The sequence below is a fragment of the Bradyrhizobium sp. URHC0002 genome (assembly GCF_054059515.1).
In genome coordinates this window covers 4,482,394-4,497,364 of record NZ_JBSSCF010000001.1, presented here as the reverse complement: position 1 = coordinate 4,497,364, position 14,971 = coordinate 4,482,394, and the positions used below count along the sequence as shown (strand labels likewise).

The following is a 14,971-nucleotide window of genomic DNA, read 5'->3' as shown; positions in this document are numbered from 1 at the left end:
GGCCTGGACCTGGTTGAGAGCCCTAGGCAGGCGAGCAGGAAGATCGGAAGCGCAAGCCCGAAGAACTGAAACCCATCGATCGGGATGAAGTGGCTCAACATCAAGTGGCTTCGCTGAAAGATGCCGAAGATCCTGCGATTGATGAACCAGAGAAGTTCAGAGCTGGGAGCATTTTGAAGGGGCACGCGCAGCCAATTCCGCGCAAAGCGTGGTGACAAAAAGCGCGAATGGTCCCAGGAACTGCAGTTTAAAGAGGCGGTTCATGAGACAAGCCATACGTCAAAGACGTTTAACTCATCTTAAAGGGTCCCCGCCACGAGGCGTGCCTTCTCGCCTGTATAGAATATCAACAGAGATCAAACTGATACGGCAGCCGTTCTATTTATGGCTGATTATTCGGCGGCCTTTCAATGAACCGCCGGCTGCCATTGAGAAGCTCGAGGTTATTGGCGATCACCGGGTTGCCCGGATCGAGCGAATAAGCCTTCTCAAACTTTCGCCGCGCCGCAGTCAGATTGCCGCGCAGCATGTACGAATATCCCTGATCATTCAGGACCTGAACGGTTTCGCCCCCCAGCCGGATCGCCTGCGCATAAGCCTGATCGGCAAGATCAAAACGACGTATCCGATCGTAGCTCGCTGCGAGCCCAATCCAGGCCGTTACGTCCCTCGGCGATTTCTCGACGGCGTCCTTGAAATAGCGCTGGGCGATCCCGTAAGCGCCGCGGTTGAAATGCTCCAGCCCCAGACGCACGGGCTCGTCTGAAGGGTAATATTTGACGTCCGTCGGTTCCTGCACGGGGTCCCCGCCCGGCGGATCCACCGGAGCCACGATTGCGGCTTCCCTCAACGTTTGGTCACACGCCGCAAGGCCTGTCCCCAGCCAGCAACAGGTCAGCGCTAGAAACAGACGTCGCATTTCTCTCTACCCCGCAGCCGCCGCTCCAGCGTCAATGCATCTGGCCGAATACCGCAATCAATCCCACCAGAACGACCAAAAGAATTACACGAAATTGGTCCGAGGGCGGCTATACGCGCTCTCGCTTCGAGGCTGCGACCCTCTGGCTCCTTCACCTATCCGCTCCCCCACCGACCGGCACCGATACGCCAGCAGCCGCTCCAGCCCCCAATCCTTCTACGTTGATGTTCTGGGTTGGGGTAGACCGCACGCCCATCTGTTTCGTCGCATCGCCAATGTCGGGAAGCTGATCCACCGGCTGTTTCGTGTTACCATAGCGTGTCACGGCGGCGCCCACGCGCCGGGCGTCGTACGCGATCCTGCGATCACCGACGTTTCGCGGCCACGGATGGATTGTATGGGTGACGGCGTTTACCTGTTTGGCATTGCCAGCACTCATCGTGATGGTGTCGGAACGCTGGAAATACCGGTCTACTTCGTCGTGACCGTAAAGTCCGTAGCAGCCGCTCAACAGAAGCGGAGAGAGTATAGCCAGGCATTTAACCGTCATCTCTCTCTCTCCCTCAGTTCAACGTCTTGATAGCTGGCTGATCCGAAACGGCGGCCGGTACCGGCTGCCTGAGCTCGGGAGCGATGATGTGACCATAAGGTCCTTTGACGTCGCCTCCGGAATTTACGTAATCGTTGTAACGCTTGCGTACTTCCATCTGACCGTTAAGGAAGAAGTCGACATCGTTAGCCGGCAGCCGCGAGTCGAGCGGCGACGCCAGCGCCTGTCCGGGCACGGCCGGCGCAACCAGACGCGGCGTCACAATGATCACCAGATCGGTTTCCAGCTGCTGGTAGGACGAAGAGCGGAACAGCGTCCCGAGCACAGGCACCGAGCCGATCCAGGGCACTTGCGAGACGTCCTGCCGGTTACGGGTCTGCAGCAGGCCGGCGATGGCGAAGCTCTGACCGTCGCGCAACTCGACCGTGGTGCGGGCGTCGCGCCGCGACAGCGCCGGGATGGTCGTCCCCCCAATTGTGACCGCGTTCTGGAAATCAAGCTCGCTCACCGACGGCTCGACCCGAAGGTTGATCACGCCGCGCGAGAGAACGGTGGGCACGAAGGCCAGCTCAACACCAAACTTCTTGAATTCGATAGTAACGGTGGGAAAGGCGCCCGCAACCGGCGTGGAGGCTACCGGCACTGGGAATTCACCGCCGGCCAGGAAGCGCGCGGCGTCGCCGGACAGCGCCATGAGGTTTGGCTCGGCGAGCCGACGCAACAGGCCCTTGGTTTCCAGAGCTGTTACCAGCAGGTCAACCGAGGCGCCGTTTTTCGTCCTGAGGACGCTGGTTAGCAAGCTACCGAACGGGACCGCTCCGTTAATCGCGCTGCTTGCTAACGTCCCAATTGTTCCGAGTATCGGAAGACTGCCGGTAGGAGAAGCACCAACAGGCGTACCACCAGTATTACCAATGGGATTTTGGACCGTATTGATACCACCGATCGGCTGTCGGACGGTCGCGCTAGTTGCCCCACCAAGCCCCGTATTCCCGACATTGGTCCCGTTGGCGTTCGCCGCATAAAGGTTCACACCAAGGTCACGGCCTGCCTGGCGGTTGACCTCGAGAAAGCGCACCTCCAGCATAACCTGCTGCGGCGCCGCAACATTCATGGCGTTGACGACGACGCCCCCTTTTGCGACGGAGCCGGTGGCAATCGCCATGGCGCGCTCGGCGGCGACGGCGTCGACGGCGGTTCCGCTGAGCACCACCTGCCCTTCGGAGGCCGAGACGCGAATTCCCTGCATGCCGGTGCTGGTCCGGATGTTCTGCTGCAGATTGCCGGTGTCGATCGCCACCTCGACATCAAGGATGCCGATCTGCTTCATCGAAGAGTCGAACAGGATGACGTTGGTGGTGCCGGTCTGCTTGCCCTGGATGTAGATCAGGTGATCGCTCAGCGACTTCACGTCGACGATGTCAGGCGAACCCGCCACAATCGTCGAAAAAGCTGTATCGACCTTGAAGGTGCGTGACTTGTTGAGGGTCACCTTGACCCGCTGGACGTCGTTCATTTCGCTGACGAAGACGCCGCTGGAGGAGCCCCGCCGATCTGCCGCCCCCGCCTGATCGGCGGCATCAAACAAGGCAAGCGCAGCGACAAGAACTATCGTGCTCGAGGAAAAAAGCCTCCCTCGTGGCTTACAAAAAACGCGCCCGCCCCTCATTCGAATCCCCTCGCCGCAATCCACTTCCGTCCCCGTAAATTTACGGCCTCGGCGTCCTAAAACTTCCCTCGCACACCAGGTCGTAGAGCTTACAAGCTGCTCCAATATAAATCGTTACGTTCGAATTCCTTGTCGCCACGCAAACCGGGCTCACGCACAAACTCAGCGTCGCCTCACAGAGGCCAAGTCTTCGCCGCGAATGCGGCACTAAAATCATCATCCCTTCATCTGCATCGTTGGCAAGGAGAGACCTCTATCGGGCTGTGCAACGCCGGCGAAAACTTTTGAATGTTGCCAAGGCACCACTGCTGTGCCCGCTTGCGTGCATTTGCGCTGCCCCCCGATTAGAAGGGGATGGTTGTGGAGGCGCTCGGTGCATTGAGTGCTGTGCCCCATATCGGCATCAGCATGGCGAAGCCGGTTTGAGAAGCTGTAACCGTCAAATTGTTGCCGCTGGATGCCACACTCAACGTCGGCGTGAGACCGCCGCGATACAGGAACGGCGCCGCGTTCTGCTTAGCGGTAGTGGACATGGGGTCGCCGGTGCAGCCGGCCGGCGACTGATTTTGAACTACGTCGGGCGTGTAGCACTGAATCATGACCGCCCGGGCGCCGGCGCCCGCGAGCGTCCGCAAGGACTGCATCGTGATCGTATAGCGTCCGAGATCGAAGATGCCGAAGATCAATGTGAAAAGCGGCACGAAGACGAGGATAAGCTCGAAGGACGAGGCGCCGCGATTGTCGAGCTTTCTCATCATTGCACCAAAGAAACGACTTGGGTGTAAACGATGACGGACGGAGCGCACCCTTGCGTGCTCAGGTAGGCGCCACCGCTCATGTCGAGTGTTTTGGCGATCACCTGCGCACAGGTCGTATTGGCACTGGCAGTGTTTCCGGCCCAACTAACGTCGACGTGTGGGAAGTACATGGCGCCGCCCAGACTGACGGTACCACCACCATTTACCTTGACCTGATTGCTGGACTTGTTCGGGGCCTGATCATCAATCAGGACACCATTCAGATCAGACGAGAAACTGTTGGTAGCAGGTGCGGAGAGATCAACCGTCCCCCCGGTGATGCTAAGCTTCGAATCTCCGAGCAATACGAGGGTTACCCCTGTGCCTTTCAGGTTTCCACCGGTCATCTTGATGGTTGCATTGTAGAAGAAATATGTTCCCGGATCCAAAACGTACTTGTCCCCGTTCGACACCGTGAAATTGCCGTAAGCTCCAGTCCCCCCGCTGTTCGGCGTGCAATGCTTCCACCCATCCGCCTGAACAGGGCATGATGGGGTTGTGTTACCAGTCCTGCTGTTGAACGATTTGGTGTCCAGTTTGCTGAGCGGATTGTTTGCGTACGGCATGAAATAGTTGTGCGGCACGCCCGGATTGGTACAGGAGCTGGAGGGGGTGCAGCCACTTACGCCATAAACGGCCCATCCCGAACCGGTGAAAGCTGGAGTGCTGGCAAATTGAACACTGGTATCGGACATCAGCGCGCAGCCAGTTCCGTTGTTGCTGAGGTTACCAGCAAGCTTGAGTGCGCCTGAGTCAGGTCCAAGCGCCAGGGCGCACACCTTGTTTGGCTGCTGGACCAGAGCGATGGCCTGGGCGGGAATGTTGACCGTGGTCAAACCCAGCACTGCCGCCAAGTAGGCCGGTTGTTGTTGGCTGACCCTGGCGCGAACGGCGTTACCGGTGCCTGCAGCCGGCGTTGTGAACGTGCCCGCATTGTAATTGCCGGTATCGATCTGCACGGCCCGCGAGATTCCGCTCGCAAGGCCGGTCGTACAGTTGGTGCCCGGATAGGCGGTGTCGCCGGAGTTGCAGAACCCGTTCTGTGCCGCGAATTCCTTGCCGTAATAATCCACTGTCGAAGGGCAAGTCGCACCAGCGATAATGCACGCAAGCCCCAAGGCGCCCGAGAAAGCCGCCGCGTCGGCGGCGTTCTGCGCGTGTTGCCTGGTCACGTACCACGATCCGCCCTCGGCCCCGAGTGCGACCACTCCGATGAGCGGCACGAGAGCGATGACCGTTGCGAATGCGGCCGAGCCTCGTCGGGAACGGAGCAGATGACGCATGGAAAACTCCTATTGGAAGCGTTCTGAGTAAGCCAGCGTGTACGTGCAACTGGTCGGGCACAGCACCTGTCTCAACACAATCGGGGCCAGAGTGACAGTTGTCGTAAATGTAAAGTACTTGGGAATTTGCGAAACGTTGCCCGCGGAGCAGGTAGCGCTCCCGCACATGACCTGGATGTTGCCGATCGTATAGCCGGCGACGGTCGTCCGTAGCCCCGATGCCCAGCTCCCTGGGTTCGCCGGATCTGGCGGATTCTTGTATTGAATGTATTGTCCGAAGGAGCGCAACGCCGTCCACGCGGAGATAAACCGGAAGCCCGCGGCGGCTACGTCGGCGAGCGGCATAAGCAGGGACGCCACTAAGAATATGTAAACGAAGATCGTCTCGAACGCGACGGCGCCGCGCTGATCCGCGATGAAAGACTTTTCAGGATACGCGCGCCTGCCTCGACCGATACTTACCACCTCCGATCGCGGAGTCCGAACAGTAGCGATTTGAACCATGTCCATGACAATTCGGCCACGCATAGCCGCTCACCAAACATAAGGAACCACTCTCCAGCGCGATGCTTCGTAGCTGGAATACTCAGGGCAATTGCGCCGAAGCAGGTCTTCCTCGTAAAGAATTCGGCATACCTGGATGCCCACATGCAGGATCAGTACGATCACCGTGGCCGGTGTCAGGTATTGCAGCACGACTCCCAGGACGACGATTTCCTCTGCGAGGTAGAGCGGGTGCTTGATCCATCGATACGGACCGGTTTGCACCACCGAACGCGCCTGTGGCACCAAACTGAATGACCGACCTAGATGTCGGATCGTGACAAGCATCATGATCGTGCCGAACAGCACGCAAGCTGTCGATGCCAGGTTTGGCAGCGTTTCGTCGGTTCTGCCCAGGAAGCTGATCGACCATGGCAAATAGCTGCCAACGAACGCAGCTATCCTTGGAAGCAGGCCGTCTGCATGCGCCTTTGCCGGTGACCGGGTCATGATCAACAGCGCCAGGAGCATGTAGAAGATGGCAAGACAAAAACCCGACAGAAGCGATGGCCAGGGATCGGTAAGCGATGACCCGATTTTGATGGCGACGCAAAGCGCCAGCAACAGGAACCACATGCTGCCGAACAATCGCATGATCCGATCATAAGAACAGTTTTTCGACAGGGCGACCGTGCTCATGGCTACTTACCGAAGCTGGCGAACGAACGCAGGAGGTGCAGAATGGGACTTCCTCCCATGATGACGAACATGGCTGGGAGCAGGAACAGCACCATCGGAATGGTCAGCTTGGCGCCTAACTTGTGAGCTCTTTCTTCGAGCTTGGTAATACGTTCTCGCCGCAGGTCGACCGCGATACTGCGCAGCGCCTGGCTGAGCGGCGTTCCGTATTGCAGGCTCTGGCTGATCATGGTGCCGAACCGGCGAAGCCCATCCGAGGTTGCTGCCAAATTCTCGAATGCGTCAGCGCGATTTGGCAATATCCGGAGATCATCAAGAAGACGGTGCAACACCCAGGCCATGGCAGGATTGGTCTGCTTCATTTCTTCCGCTACACGTCCCAGCCCGCTCTCCATTCCCATTCCCGCTTCGCTGCACACAACCAGCAAATCGATCATATCTGGCGTGCCTAGCCGAATGGCCGCATCAAAACGCCGTTTCAGCACCGACAGAATCAATCGCGGCCCCAGAATTCCGATCACCACGCCAATCAGAGTGAAGACCAGTACGTCGGCGGGGCCTCTTCCCGAAAGCTGCGCAAGGAGTAGCGCAATGACCGGGAACGAGAACGTGCTGACGACCTTGACACCGATCCAGATCGGCAAGGTTCGATGATGATTGAAACCTGACGATTGAAGGATCGTTCGTAGTTGTTCCAGATTTTCCTCGGCGTAAAAGCGCCGATACCGCATGCCGAGCCATGAAAACCAACTGGTCACGTCTCGGAATGGTGCTGACCGGTAAGGAATACCCATCACGGCGTTTGACACCCGTACGTCCAATGCACGGACGTGCATTTCGCGGATGATCAACACACAGGCCGCAGTCCCGGCTGCTACTGCGAGGGCCACCAAACTGAGACCGAAAGTCATAGCTCTGTTTCCCGTCTGACCATCCAACTGATCACCAGGTGCCCGATAAGCACCGAGACGACTGCGTAAGCCAGGAGCTTGTTTCCAGTCGGATCAGAGAACAATAGATCGACATTTTGAGGATTGGCCGCGTATAGCAACGCACCGGCAATCAAGGGCGAGATTGCAAGCGCTCGTGAGGAAAAGATCACCTCTCCTGCCAGCGCCTTGGCGCGAGCAGCCAGCGCAACACGCTGACTCACGGTGTCTCCCAGCGTCTGCAGGGTTTCGGCCAAGCTGCCGCCTGACTTCAACTGGACCGCAAGGGTCACCGCAAACATTGCATACTCTGCCACTTGCGATCGCCGATAGACAGCTTCGACAGCTTCCTCTGGTGGTCTGCCCAGATTCACTTCGCTGCACACGATGGCAAACTGCCCAGCCGTTGGTTCCGGCATCTCGCGCGCGATCGTGCGAAATGCTTCGTGCACAGGCAGACCCGATCGAATCGTACTTGTCACCAGTTGGATCGCGTCAGGCAGTTGTCGGAACAGTTGACTGGCGAAGCGACGTTGCTGCCATCCAAACAGAACTCGCACGACCACCATGGCGGCAATTGCAGCCGCGATACACGCGTAGAGGATGGAAAATCCCAGCAGGCTGTTGGCATAGAAGATTGCGGCTACCGTGATGGCAGCAGTCAGTAGCACATATGCCGGATGCCAGGCGTAAACCGTCTCGGGCCTGTAATTAGCCAGGCGGTGGAGAAACAGAGACCGGGACCCGGTCTCCGCCCGGCGAATGGATACCAGGCTGGCCGGATGTGAGGCCGGTAGAGCTACCGCGAGCTGGCGATGCATGCGTCGTTCCCGACGGTCGAGCCACAATGAATAGACTGCTGCGCACATCGCGAGCGCCAGAACAGTAAAGAGCACGGCCTCCGGAATCATATTTGCCTCATGGCGTCGGCCCAGACGCGATCAAGCCCGTAGTAGACCAGACGTCTTTTGAATTTCGGGACTGCAAGGGTGGACCTATAGGTGCCCGATATGCGCCCATCCACATCCTCCTCCTGGTACTCGAAGGCTGCGATGTCATTGGTGGTGATCACATCCCCTTCCAGGCCCATCACCTCGCTGATCTGGACAATACGACGCTGTCCATCGCGCATGCGTTCGACCTGCACGATGATATCCAGTGCAGCGACGATCTGAGCTCGAATGGCCCGCGACGGCAGATTGACCTGTCCCATCTGCACCATGTTCTCGATGCGGGTCAGGGCATCGCGGGCACTATTGGCATGCACCGTGGAGATCGAACCATCATGGCCGGTGTTCATTGCTTGCAGCATGTCAAAGGCTTCAGCGCCGCGCACCTCACCTACGACGATCCGGTCAGGACGCATCCGCAGCGCATTCCATAGGAGATCGCGTTGCGTCACCTGCCCTGTGCCTTCGAGGCTGGGAGGCCGGGTCTCCAAGCTGATCACGTGCGGCTGCTGAAGCTGCAACTCCGCCGCGTCCTCGATGGTGACAACGCGTTCGCTGTGATCGATGAACTGGCTCATGGCGTTCAACAGCGTCGTCTTGCCGGAACCGGTACCGCCGGAGACCAGAACATTGAGCCGAGACCGGCCGGCAATCTCCAGCAATTGTCCCATGGCCGGGGTCAATGTGCCGTTTTCGATCATTCCAGCCATATCGAGACGGCGACTTGGAAATTTTCGGATGGAAATGCAGGGGCTGTGGATCGCTAGCGGCGGGAAGATGATGTTAACCCGGCTGCCGTCCGGCAAGCGGCAATCCACCATCGGACTGGATTCGTCAATGCGCCGCCCAACTTGCGCTGCGATTTTCTGCGCCACCGATGCGATGTGATCATTGTCGCGGAATCGTACCGCGATCCGTTCCAGCTTGCCGTTTCGCTCGACATAAATGTTACTCGGTCCGTTGACCATGATATCGTTGATCGATTGATCCAGCAGAAGCGGACGCAGAGGCCCGTAGCCGGTCATGTCATCCGCAATCTCGTCCGCTAACTGAAGCTGCTCGCGGCCTGACAGCTCAAGCCGTTCCTCGTTGGCGATTCCATGGATGATTTCCTCGATCTGCCGCCGAAGGACATCGCGCGAAACAGTCGCGGCCGCCGACGGCTCAATCTGGTCGATGACCCGCTCGCGCAACGAAGCCGGCACCAGGGGCCGCTGAGGCGAAGGTTCGTGCCTGGGCGCCGGTGCAGGCAAGCTCGGCGTCGACGCTGGCAATGGCATCAATGCCGGCAAACGAGCTGGCGTGTCGTCGTCGCGCCTACCAAAGGTCTTCATAATCCGAGCAGCCTCCTCAGCCTTCCCTTCCGCTCGGCGCCGAGCCCCGTGATCTCCCGTACGATCGGGGCGAGGTGACGTCGCAGACTCGATACGTGCTTGAGCGCTGGAATTCCGAGATTGACCGCCTGAGTCATCCCCTTCCCGAGATCGGGTACCACCATGTCTGGTTCTGCCCCCAAGGCCTTGACAACCGCGGCCCTGGGTAGGCCGCCGGGGCGATTGGCACGGTTGAGCAAAGTAAAGACCCGATCCTTGCCGGCAATGTTGGTGACGGCGTTCCGCAGTGCATGGGCATTGCGAAGTCCGGTCACCTCGGCTTCCAGCAGCACCAGCACGTGACGAGAAAAAGTGATCACCGGATGGATGGATGGCGGAAACGGCACCGGTACATCGACAACGATGTAATTGAACCGTTGGCGGAGCAGACCCAGCACGTGTCTCACGCCCGCCTCGGTGATGTCGAGCTGCGCATCCAGATCCTCATCGGCGGAGATCAGGCAAACCCGTTCGTTGACTTCAATTGCCGCGCGCTCCAGGAATAACGTGTCCGCCCGCATCGGGTTTTCCAGCGCGATGCGCAGACCAGGCCCGGGCTGAACACCCAACATGACGGCTGTTTCGCCGCCTTGCAAATGAAGGTCGAGCAGCGCCACCTTGGCCTTCGTGGTCTCGGCCAATTGCAGCGCGAGATTGATGGCGATACTCGTTGCGCCGGCACCGCCCTGCGCACCACAGATCGAGATCACATGCCCGCCACGGTCGGTCGGACTCGGCGCCACGTCGCCAAGCAGCTTCGGGCGCAGCTGGTCTAGCACCATGTCCCGCGTGATCGGCCTTGGAAGGTACTCGGTCAAGCCGAGTTCCATAAGCTCGCGGTAGAACGTGATCTCCCTGCTCTCACCGATCAGAGCCACCCGGACATCGGGTGGGCAGACGCCGGCCAACCTCTCCAGTTCGGCAAATGGATCATCGATTCCGCTGATGTCCGCAACCAACGCCAATAATTCGGTGTCGGTTTCGAGCATCCGTATGGCATTACGGATCGTGCCACGCCTGATCGATATGTTGCTACCTTCCAAGCCCTTGCGAAGGGCTGCAGCACTAAGATCGTCATTTACGAAGCAGACGATTCGATTGCGCGCGACAACGGATGTCGTTTCGGGCGGACTGACTACGGCTATATTCATCAGCGTTTCTCCGGCAACTTGCCAGCGTAATCCATCGCCGTCGTGCTCCGGCGGGTCACTTCCGGCGTTCCATCGCAGCCGACAGTCGTGACGCTGTCGCCCGATTCCTGCTTCCTGACGGAGTACTGCTTGACTCCACCTCCAACATGAATCACGACCGCGGCACTCTGACCGGCAATTGCATTTTGGCGGGCAACTTCCGGAGACACATCGCAGCTCGACATGGCGCCCGTGTCCGCTATGTCCCACTGCTCGACTGCCGCCCGCACCACTACGGAGAGCGTTCCGAGCTGCCTGGCAACTGTGACCTTTTTTACCTGCTCTGGCGCAACCTCCAGTGACACAGTTTGCGTCTTACCTACGATCGTGCTGATAGCTCGCCCGCCTTGAACAATCTCCTGGTCAATCGCAATGGCTCGAACATTGCGCAGAATGGTTTCGCTCACGGCGCGACGCGCCGGATCTGCCTTGTCGAACACCTGAGTCAACACGACGTCCACATAATCTCCTGGCCTGATCAGCCCGGAGACGCCAGACTCCTCGTCCACCTTGATGCTGATGGCACGGCTGTCCGGTGCCAAGACGGTGGCAAGGAAACCCCGATCTCGCGGCCGCAAAACGTCCTGCAATGTGATCGGACTGCCGGCATCGACGAACTTGCGAACCAGAGATCCGGGAAGTCCGATCTTCGAGTCGGGCGTTTCAAGGATCGCCCCCGGCGGGACACGTTCCGGCAGCACCGAGCGTACCGTGAAGTCTTCATCGCGAGCCAACGTCCCTTTCGGGAGCGGACGTGCCGCGACAAAATATCCGACTGTCGAAGGCGGCACCGGCCCCTTCTCCGTGACCTCGACGGACATCTGCTTCGGCAGGTTCATGTTGTATGCGATCAGCCCGAACGCAGTGGTTGCGAGCAACAGCACCAGGATGATCGAGAGGCGCAAAGCGGATGACATGTCAAAATCCTTTGCTGAAAACGGCCCAAATGCCACCGCACGCGATGGCAACCCCGTAAGGGAGCGGTGCGTGTCGCAAATGGCGCCGACGCTCGATCGCGTAGACGCGGCGCACGAGCGACGATCCGGCGGGCGCCGGGTTGGGATATGGCAGGGCGCGCATCATCAGATGCACCAGGGCAAGAACGCCGCCGGCCAGCGAGGTTACGGTCAACAACTGAATCACGCCCGTCAGCGGCAAACCAATCGACAAAGCAACCAGCAATTTGACGTCGCCGCCGCCAATCGATCCTCGCTGGTAAATCATGAACAGCAGCAAGAACAGGATAGTCGCGGCGATCAGCGATTCGACAAGTTGCATCGGGCTTGCAAATTGACCGGCGATTCCGAGAAGCGCCAGCGCCAGACAGATGTCATTTCGGATTAAGCGAGTCGCGATATCGATCGTTGCGACATACAGCAACAGCAGGATTTCCAGACTCGAGGCTATGTAAGAAATCCAGCTCATGAAAATGCATGCTTCAAAGAATGGAAGGCACACCAAAAATAGGGAGGAGCACATTCAAGAGGGGGACACATTCCAATGCCCCCCTCTGGCGTCTGTTGGCCGTATCAAACTGCCGCAGTGAAAGCGTTGGTGATAGCGGTGATCCCGCCCCCCAGCGCCGTCCCGATCTGACCAGCAGCTCCACCACCGAACACAGCCGACACTGCGCCAATGATACAAACCGCGACAATGATGTACTCGAACGACACCACACCGTCCTGGTCCGTGCGAAGACGCTTCAGGGCTTCCGTGGTCTTTACGTAGTATTTCAACATTGGAGAAATCCCTTCCTTCGATCAATTTGGAGAACCACCACATATTTTCACAAGCATTGGCAGAAAAAATCCGTTGCCAACTTTTCCCACCATAGTGTCTGGCGAAAATGCTGTCATTGTTAACGGCAGGGATTGTCCGTAATTGTACGGTGCGATGCGCCGGAAATTCGGAGTTACCTCCGGAAGTCCGAGCGACCGGCGCAATCATGTTCGGCAATCGAAATTGAATCGAGTTCGTTTGTAACGGTTTGGTAGCCGTGGCGCCGGCGCTGGGCCTACTTTCCCGTATGCGGGCATGATCACCTGAGGAAATGCGCGGCTAATCGCTCCAGCTGATCATGATACGGCCGGCACCGACTTGTCGCCCGGCCGTATCGAGCTTTCTCCCTTTGCCAAAGTTCGAAACCGGATGGATGAATTGCCGTTTTTTCCCGCCGCAAGGAACAAATTATTCGCGCCCGTCGTTATCTCCACGACTGAGGAAGTGAGAAAATGGGTCAACGCCACCAATTAGTAAGCGCCGGCCTGGCGATTATTTTCTCGGCCGTGATGTTTGTTACGTCACACCTCTTCATAGAAGCCCCATCGGCGAAGCATCTCGTCACCGGCTCTGCCGCGCCAATAGCGCTTGAGATGAGCCGTCAAAGATTCTGACTCTGGATTGCCTTCCCGAACGATAACGTTAGCGGGCCAGAGAGACCGACGGCGCCGCGGCGCTCGGCTTGAAGTCTGTCCAAAATGCCAACGCCGTTGCCGGCCGCGTTCGCGTCGGATCGCAGGAGCCGCGCTCTCTTCACCCGCAGACTACCCTTGTCTTTTTCGGCGGGCCCGCCGTTCACACCGATTGGTAATGCGAGACGTAGTCTGCGGCCATCCGCCGTGCAGTGAAGCGCTTTTCGAACCCCTCGCGCACGCGCCCGCGATCAAGTTCGCCCAGCCGTTTCACGGCTTGCACCGCCTGCTCTTCGTCATCGACCACAAAACCGGTGACGCCTTCCTCGACCACTTCGGGGACCGAGCCGGAGCGAAACGCGATGACGGGTGTGCCACATGCCATCGCTTCGATCATGACCAGGCCAAACGGTTCGGGCCAATTGATGGGAAAGAGCAGTGCAGCAGCTCCCGCCAAAAATGGCTGCTTCGCCTCGTCATTCACTTCGCCGATGAGCCTGATCTGCGTGCCATCGATTTGTGGTTCGAGCCGCTCCTTGAAATAACGCCTTTCGCCGCGAGGCAGCTTGGCTGCGATGCGAAGCTGCATCCCGGCGGCGCGCGCGATGCGGATTGCGCTTTCCGGTCCTTTCTCGGCGGTAAGGCGCCCCAGGAAGGCAAGATAGGACCCTTCTCGGTAAGAAGGGCGGCACAGGTCGGCGGGAAGACCATGATAGACGGTAGCGCGCCAATTCGCGCTGGCCAGAGGCAGGCGTTGATTGTCGGATATCGAGACGAAATGGGCGTCGGAAAACTGACGGACCACATCCGCCAGCCCCGGCAGATCGAGCCGCCCGTGCATCGTGGTGAGGAAGGGCACGACGGCTCTTATCTCGATGGCGCATGTTTTCAAGTCAGCGATGGACAATTGTTTGGCAGTAGTCGTTCAAAGAAATTAGACGACGAGCCTGCGCTGTGGCCACTCTGGAGCAAACAACGTTAGGTCAGCAGAACTGCATTTTCCGAATCAGCGAAGTGCTGTTTCCTCCTGATGGGGGCTCGTGTGGGATTGTCATGCAATTCAACCGCGTCAGCGGTCCCGTCGAGGACCTGCATTTGTGGAGTGCGACAAGCAACGGCTTCTCCTTCGTGATCAGCTTTGAAACTCGCAGCGGTCCCGGCCTCCGCGGACGCTATGGTTATTTGGCATCTTGGCGCCCGATCCACCAAAGTCGATGCGCCATAAAGGTCGGCGGCTCCCCCTTTCCGACGCTTGTCGAGGCCGAGATCGCGTGCACCGCCATGCTCGCACACCTGATCCGCCCAGGCTGATCAAAAGCTCTATCGCTATTCAACGCATCATATCGCGCGTTCGCGGGTGACGTGGTAGCGCTTCGGCTCTGCATGGACCGCATCTATCCGCCGCGCAAAAATCGACCTAACCCCGTCGTTGCTCTGACGAGCGATCCGGCCTGCCACGGCACGACTGGGAGGATTGGTTCGACATCAAAGGTGGTCCGCTCGCAAGGGCGTATCCCCTGCTGGAAGAAATCTATCTCGGCCCTTCGCGCGACACAGGGCGCAGCAGCGCGTGCCTTATCGCGCCCCTGGCTTCGTCGGTTTGCGGCAGATCTCAGACTGCAATGACACGACCAGCAAGGGTGCAGAGGTATTGCCAAGCATTCAGGCTTGTACAAAGCTGAACACGATCAACTCATGCTTGTACGGCGGATAGCTGC

General features: G+C 58.7%; 14 protein-coding genes and 1 pseudogene. 1 reads left to right on the top strand and 14 read right to left on the bottom strand.

Features of this window, described 5'->3' with window-relative positions:
- Positions 1-382 precede the first annotated feature (382 nt).
- The 14 genes and pseudogenes from ACVWVY_RS21795 to ACVWVY_RS21730 form a co-directional block, all read right to left on the bottom strand.
- Entirely contained in the window at positions 383-832 is a 450-nt protein-coding gene (locus tag ACVWVY_RS21795; RefSeq protein ID WP_456628319.1) for a tetratricopeptide repeat protein, read from the bottom strand.
- Between the two features lie 238 nt (positions 833-1,070).
- Positions 1,071-1,469, bottom strand: a complete 399-nt coding sequence (locus ACVWVY_RS21790) for a hypothetical protein (protein ID WP_456628318.1) — start codon at positions 1,467-1,469, stop codon at positions 1,071-1,073.
- Positions 1,470-1,482: 13 nt separating this feature from the next.
- Entirely contained in the window at positions 1,483-3,138 is a 1,656-nt protein-coding gene (locus tag ACVWVY_RS21785; protein WP_456628317.1) for a type II and III secretion system protein family protein, read from the bottom strand.
- A 344-nt stretch (positions 3,139-3,482) separates the two neighbouring features.
- Positions 3,483-3,893, bottom strand: coding sequence for a TadE/TadG family type IV pilus assembly protein (locus tag ACVWVY_RS21780; RefSeq protein WP_456628316.1), 411 nt, complete (start codon positions 3,891-3,893; stop codon positions 3,483-3,485).
- Positions 3,893-5,218: a pilus assembly protein TadG-related protein gene (locus tag ACVWVY_RS21775; RefSeq protein ID WP_456628315.1), complete on the bottom strand. Its 1,326-nt coding sequence runs from the start codon at positions 5,216-5,218 to the stop codon at positions 3,893-3,895. Before ACVWVY_RS21775 ends, ACVWVY_RS21780 begins: the two co-directional genes overlap by 1 nt.
- A 534-nt stretch (positions 5,219-5,752) precedes the next feature.
- Positions 5,753-6,400 carry a methyltransferase family protein gene (locus ACVWVY_RS21770; protein WP_456628314.1) on the bottom strand — a complete coding sequence of 216 codons (648 nt, stop codon included), beginning with the start codon at positions 6,398-6,400 and terminating at the stop codon, positions 5,753-5,755.
- 2 nt (positions 6,401-6,402) lie between these two features.
- On the bottom strand, positions 6,403-7,311 hold the full coding sequence (locus ACVWVY_RS21765; RefSeq protein WP_456628313.1) for a type II secretion system F family protein: 909 nt from the start codon (positions 7,309-7,311) through the stop codon (positions 6,403-6,405).
- Positions 7,308-8,240 carry a type II secretion system F family protein gene (locus ACVWVY_RS21760; RefSeq protein WP_456628312.1) on the bottom strand — a complete coding sequence of 311 codons (933 nt, stop codon included), beginning with the start codon at positions 8,238-8,240 and terminating at the stop codon, positions 7,308-7,310. Before ACVWVY_RS21760 ends, ACVWVY_RS21765 begins: the two co-directional genes overlap by 4 nt.
- The gene (locus tag ACVWVY_RS21755) at positions 8,237-9,613 is read right to left on the bottom strand and encodes an ATPase, T2SS/T4P/T4SS family (protein ID WP_456628311.1); all 1,377 of its coding nucleotides are present in this window, start codon (positions 9,611-9,613) and stop codon (positions 8,237-8,239) included. Before ACVWVY_RS21755 ends, ACVWVY_RS21760 begins: the two co-directional genes overlap by 4 nt.
- Complete coding sequence (locus ACVWVY_RS21750) at positions 9,610-10,803, bottom strand: AAA family ATPase (RefSeq protein WP_456628310.1); 1,194 nt, start codon at positions 10,801-10,803, stop codon at positions 9,610-9,612. The genes ACVWVY_RS21755 and ACVWVY_RS21750 overlap by 4 nt, the downstream gene beginning before the upstream one ends.
- Complete coding sequence (gene cpaB / locus ACVWVY_RS21745) at positions 10,803-11,759, bottom strand: Flp pilus assembly protein CpaB (protein WP_456628309.1); 957 nt, start codon at positions 11,757-11,759, stop codon at positions 10,803-10,805. The genes ACVWVY_RS21750 and cpaB overlap by 1 nt, the downstream gene beginning before the upstream one ends.
- A 1-nt stretch (position 11,760) precedes the next feature.
- On the bottom strand, positions 11,761-12,267 hold the full coding sequence (locus ACVWVY_RS21740; protein WP_456628308.1) for an A24 family peptidase: 507 nt from the start codon (positions 12,265-12,267) through the stop codon (positions 11,761-11,763).
- Positions 12,268-12,371: 104 nt separating this feature from the next.
- Positions 12,372-12,581: a Flp family type IVb pilin gene (locus ACVWVY_RS21735; protein WP_456628307.1), complete on the bottom strand. Its 210-nt coding sequence runs from the start codon at positions 12,579-12,581 to the stop codon at positions 12,372-12,374.
- Between the two features lie 835 nt (positions 12,582-13,416).
- A pseudogene (locus ACVWVY_RS21730) lies at positions 13,417-14,121 on the bottom strand (glycosyltransferase family 4 protein); the annotation flags it as partial.
- Positions 14,122-14,207: 86 nt separating this feature from the next.
- Here ACVWVY_RS21730 and ACVWVY_RS21725 point away from each other — a divergent pair.
- Positions 14,208-14,564, top strand: a complete 357-nt coding sequence (locus ACVWVY_RS21725) for a hypothetical protein (RefSeq protein WP_456628306.1) — start codon at positions 14,208-14,210, stop codon at positions 14,562-14,564.
- Positions 14,565-14,971 lie beyond the last annotated feature (407 nt).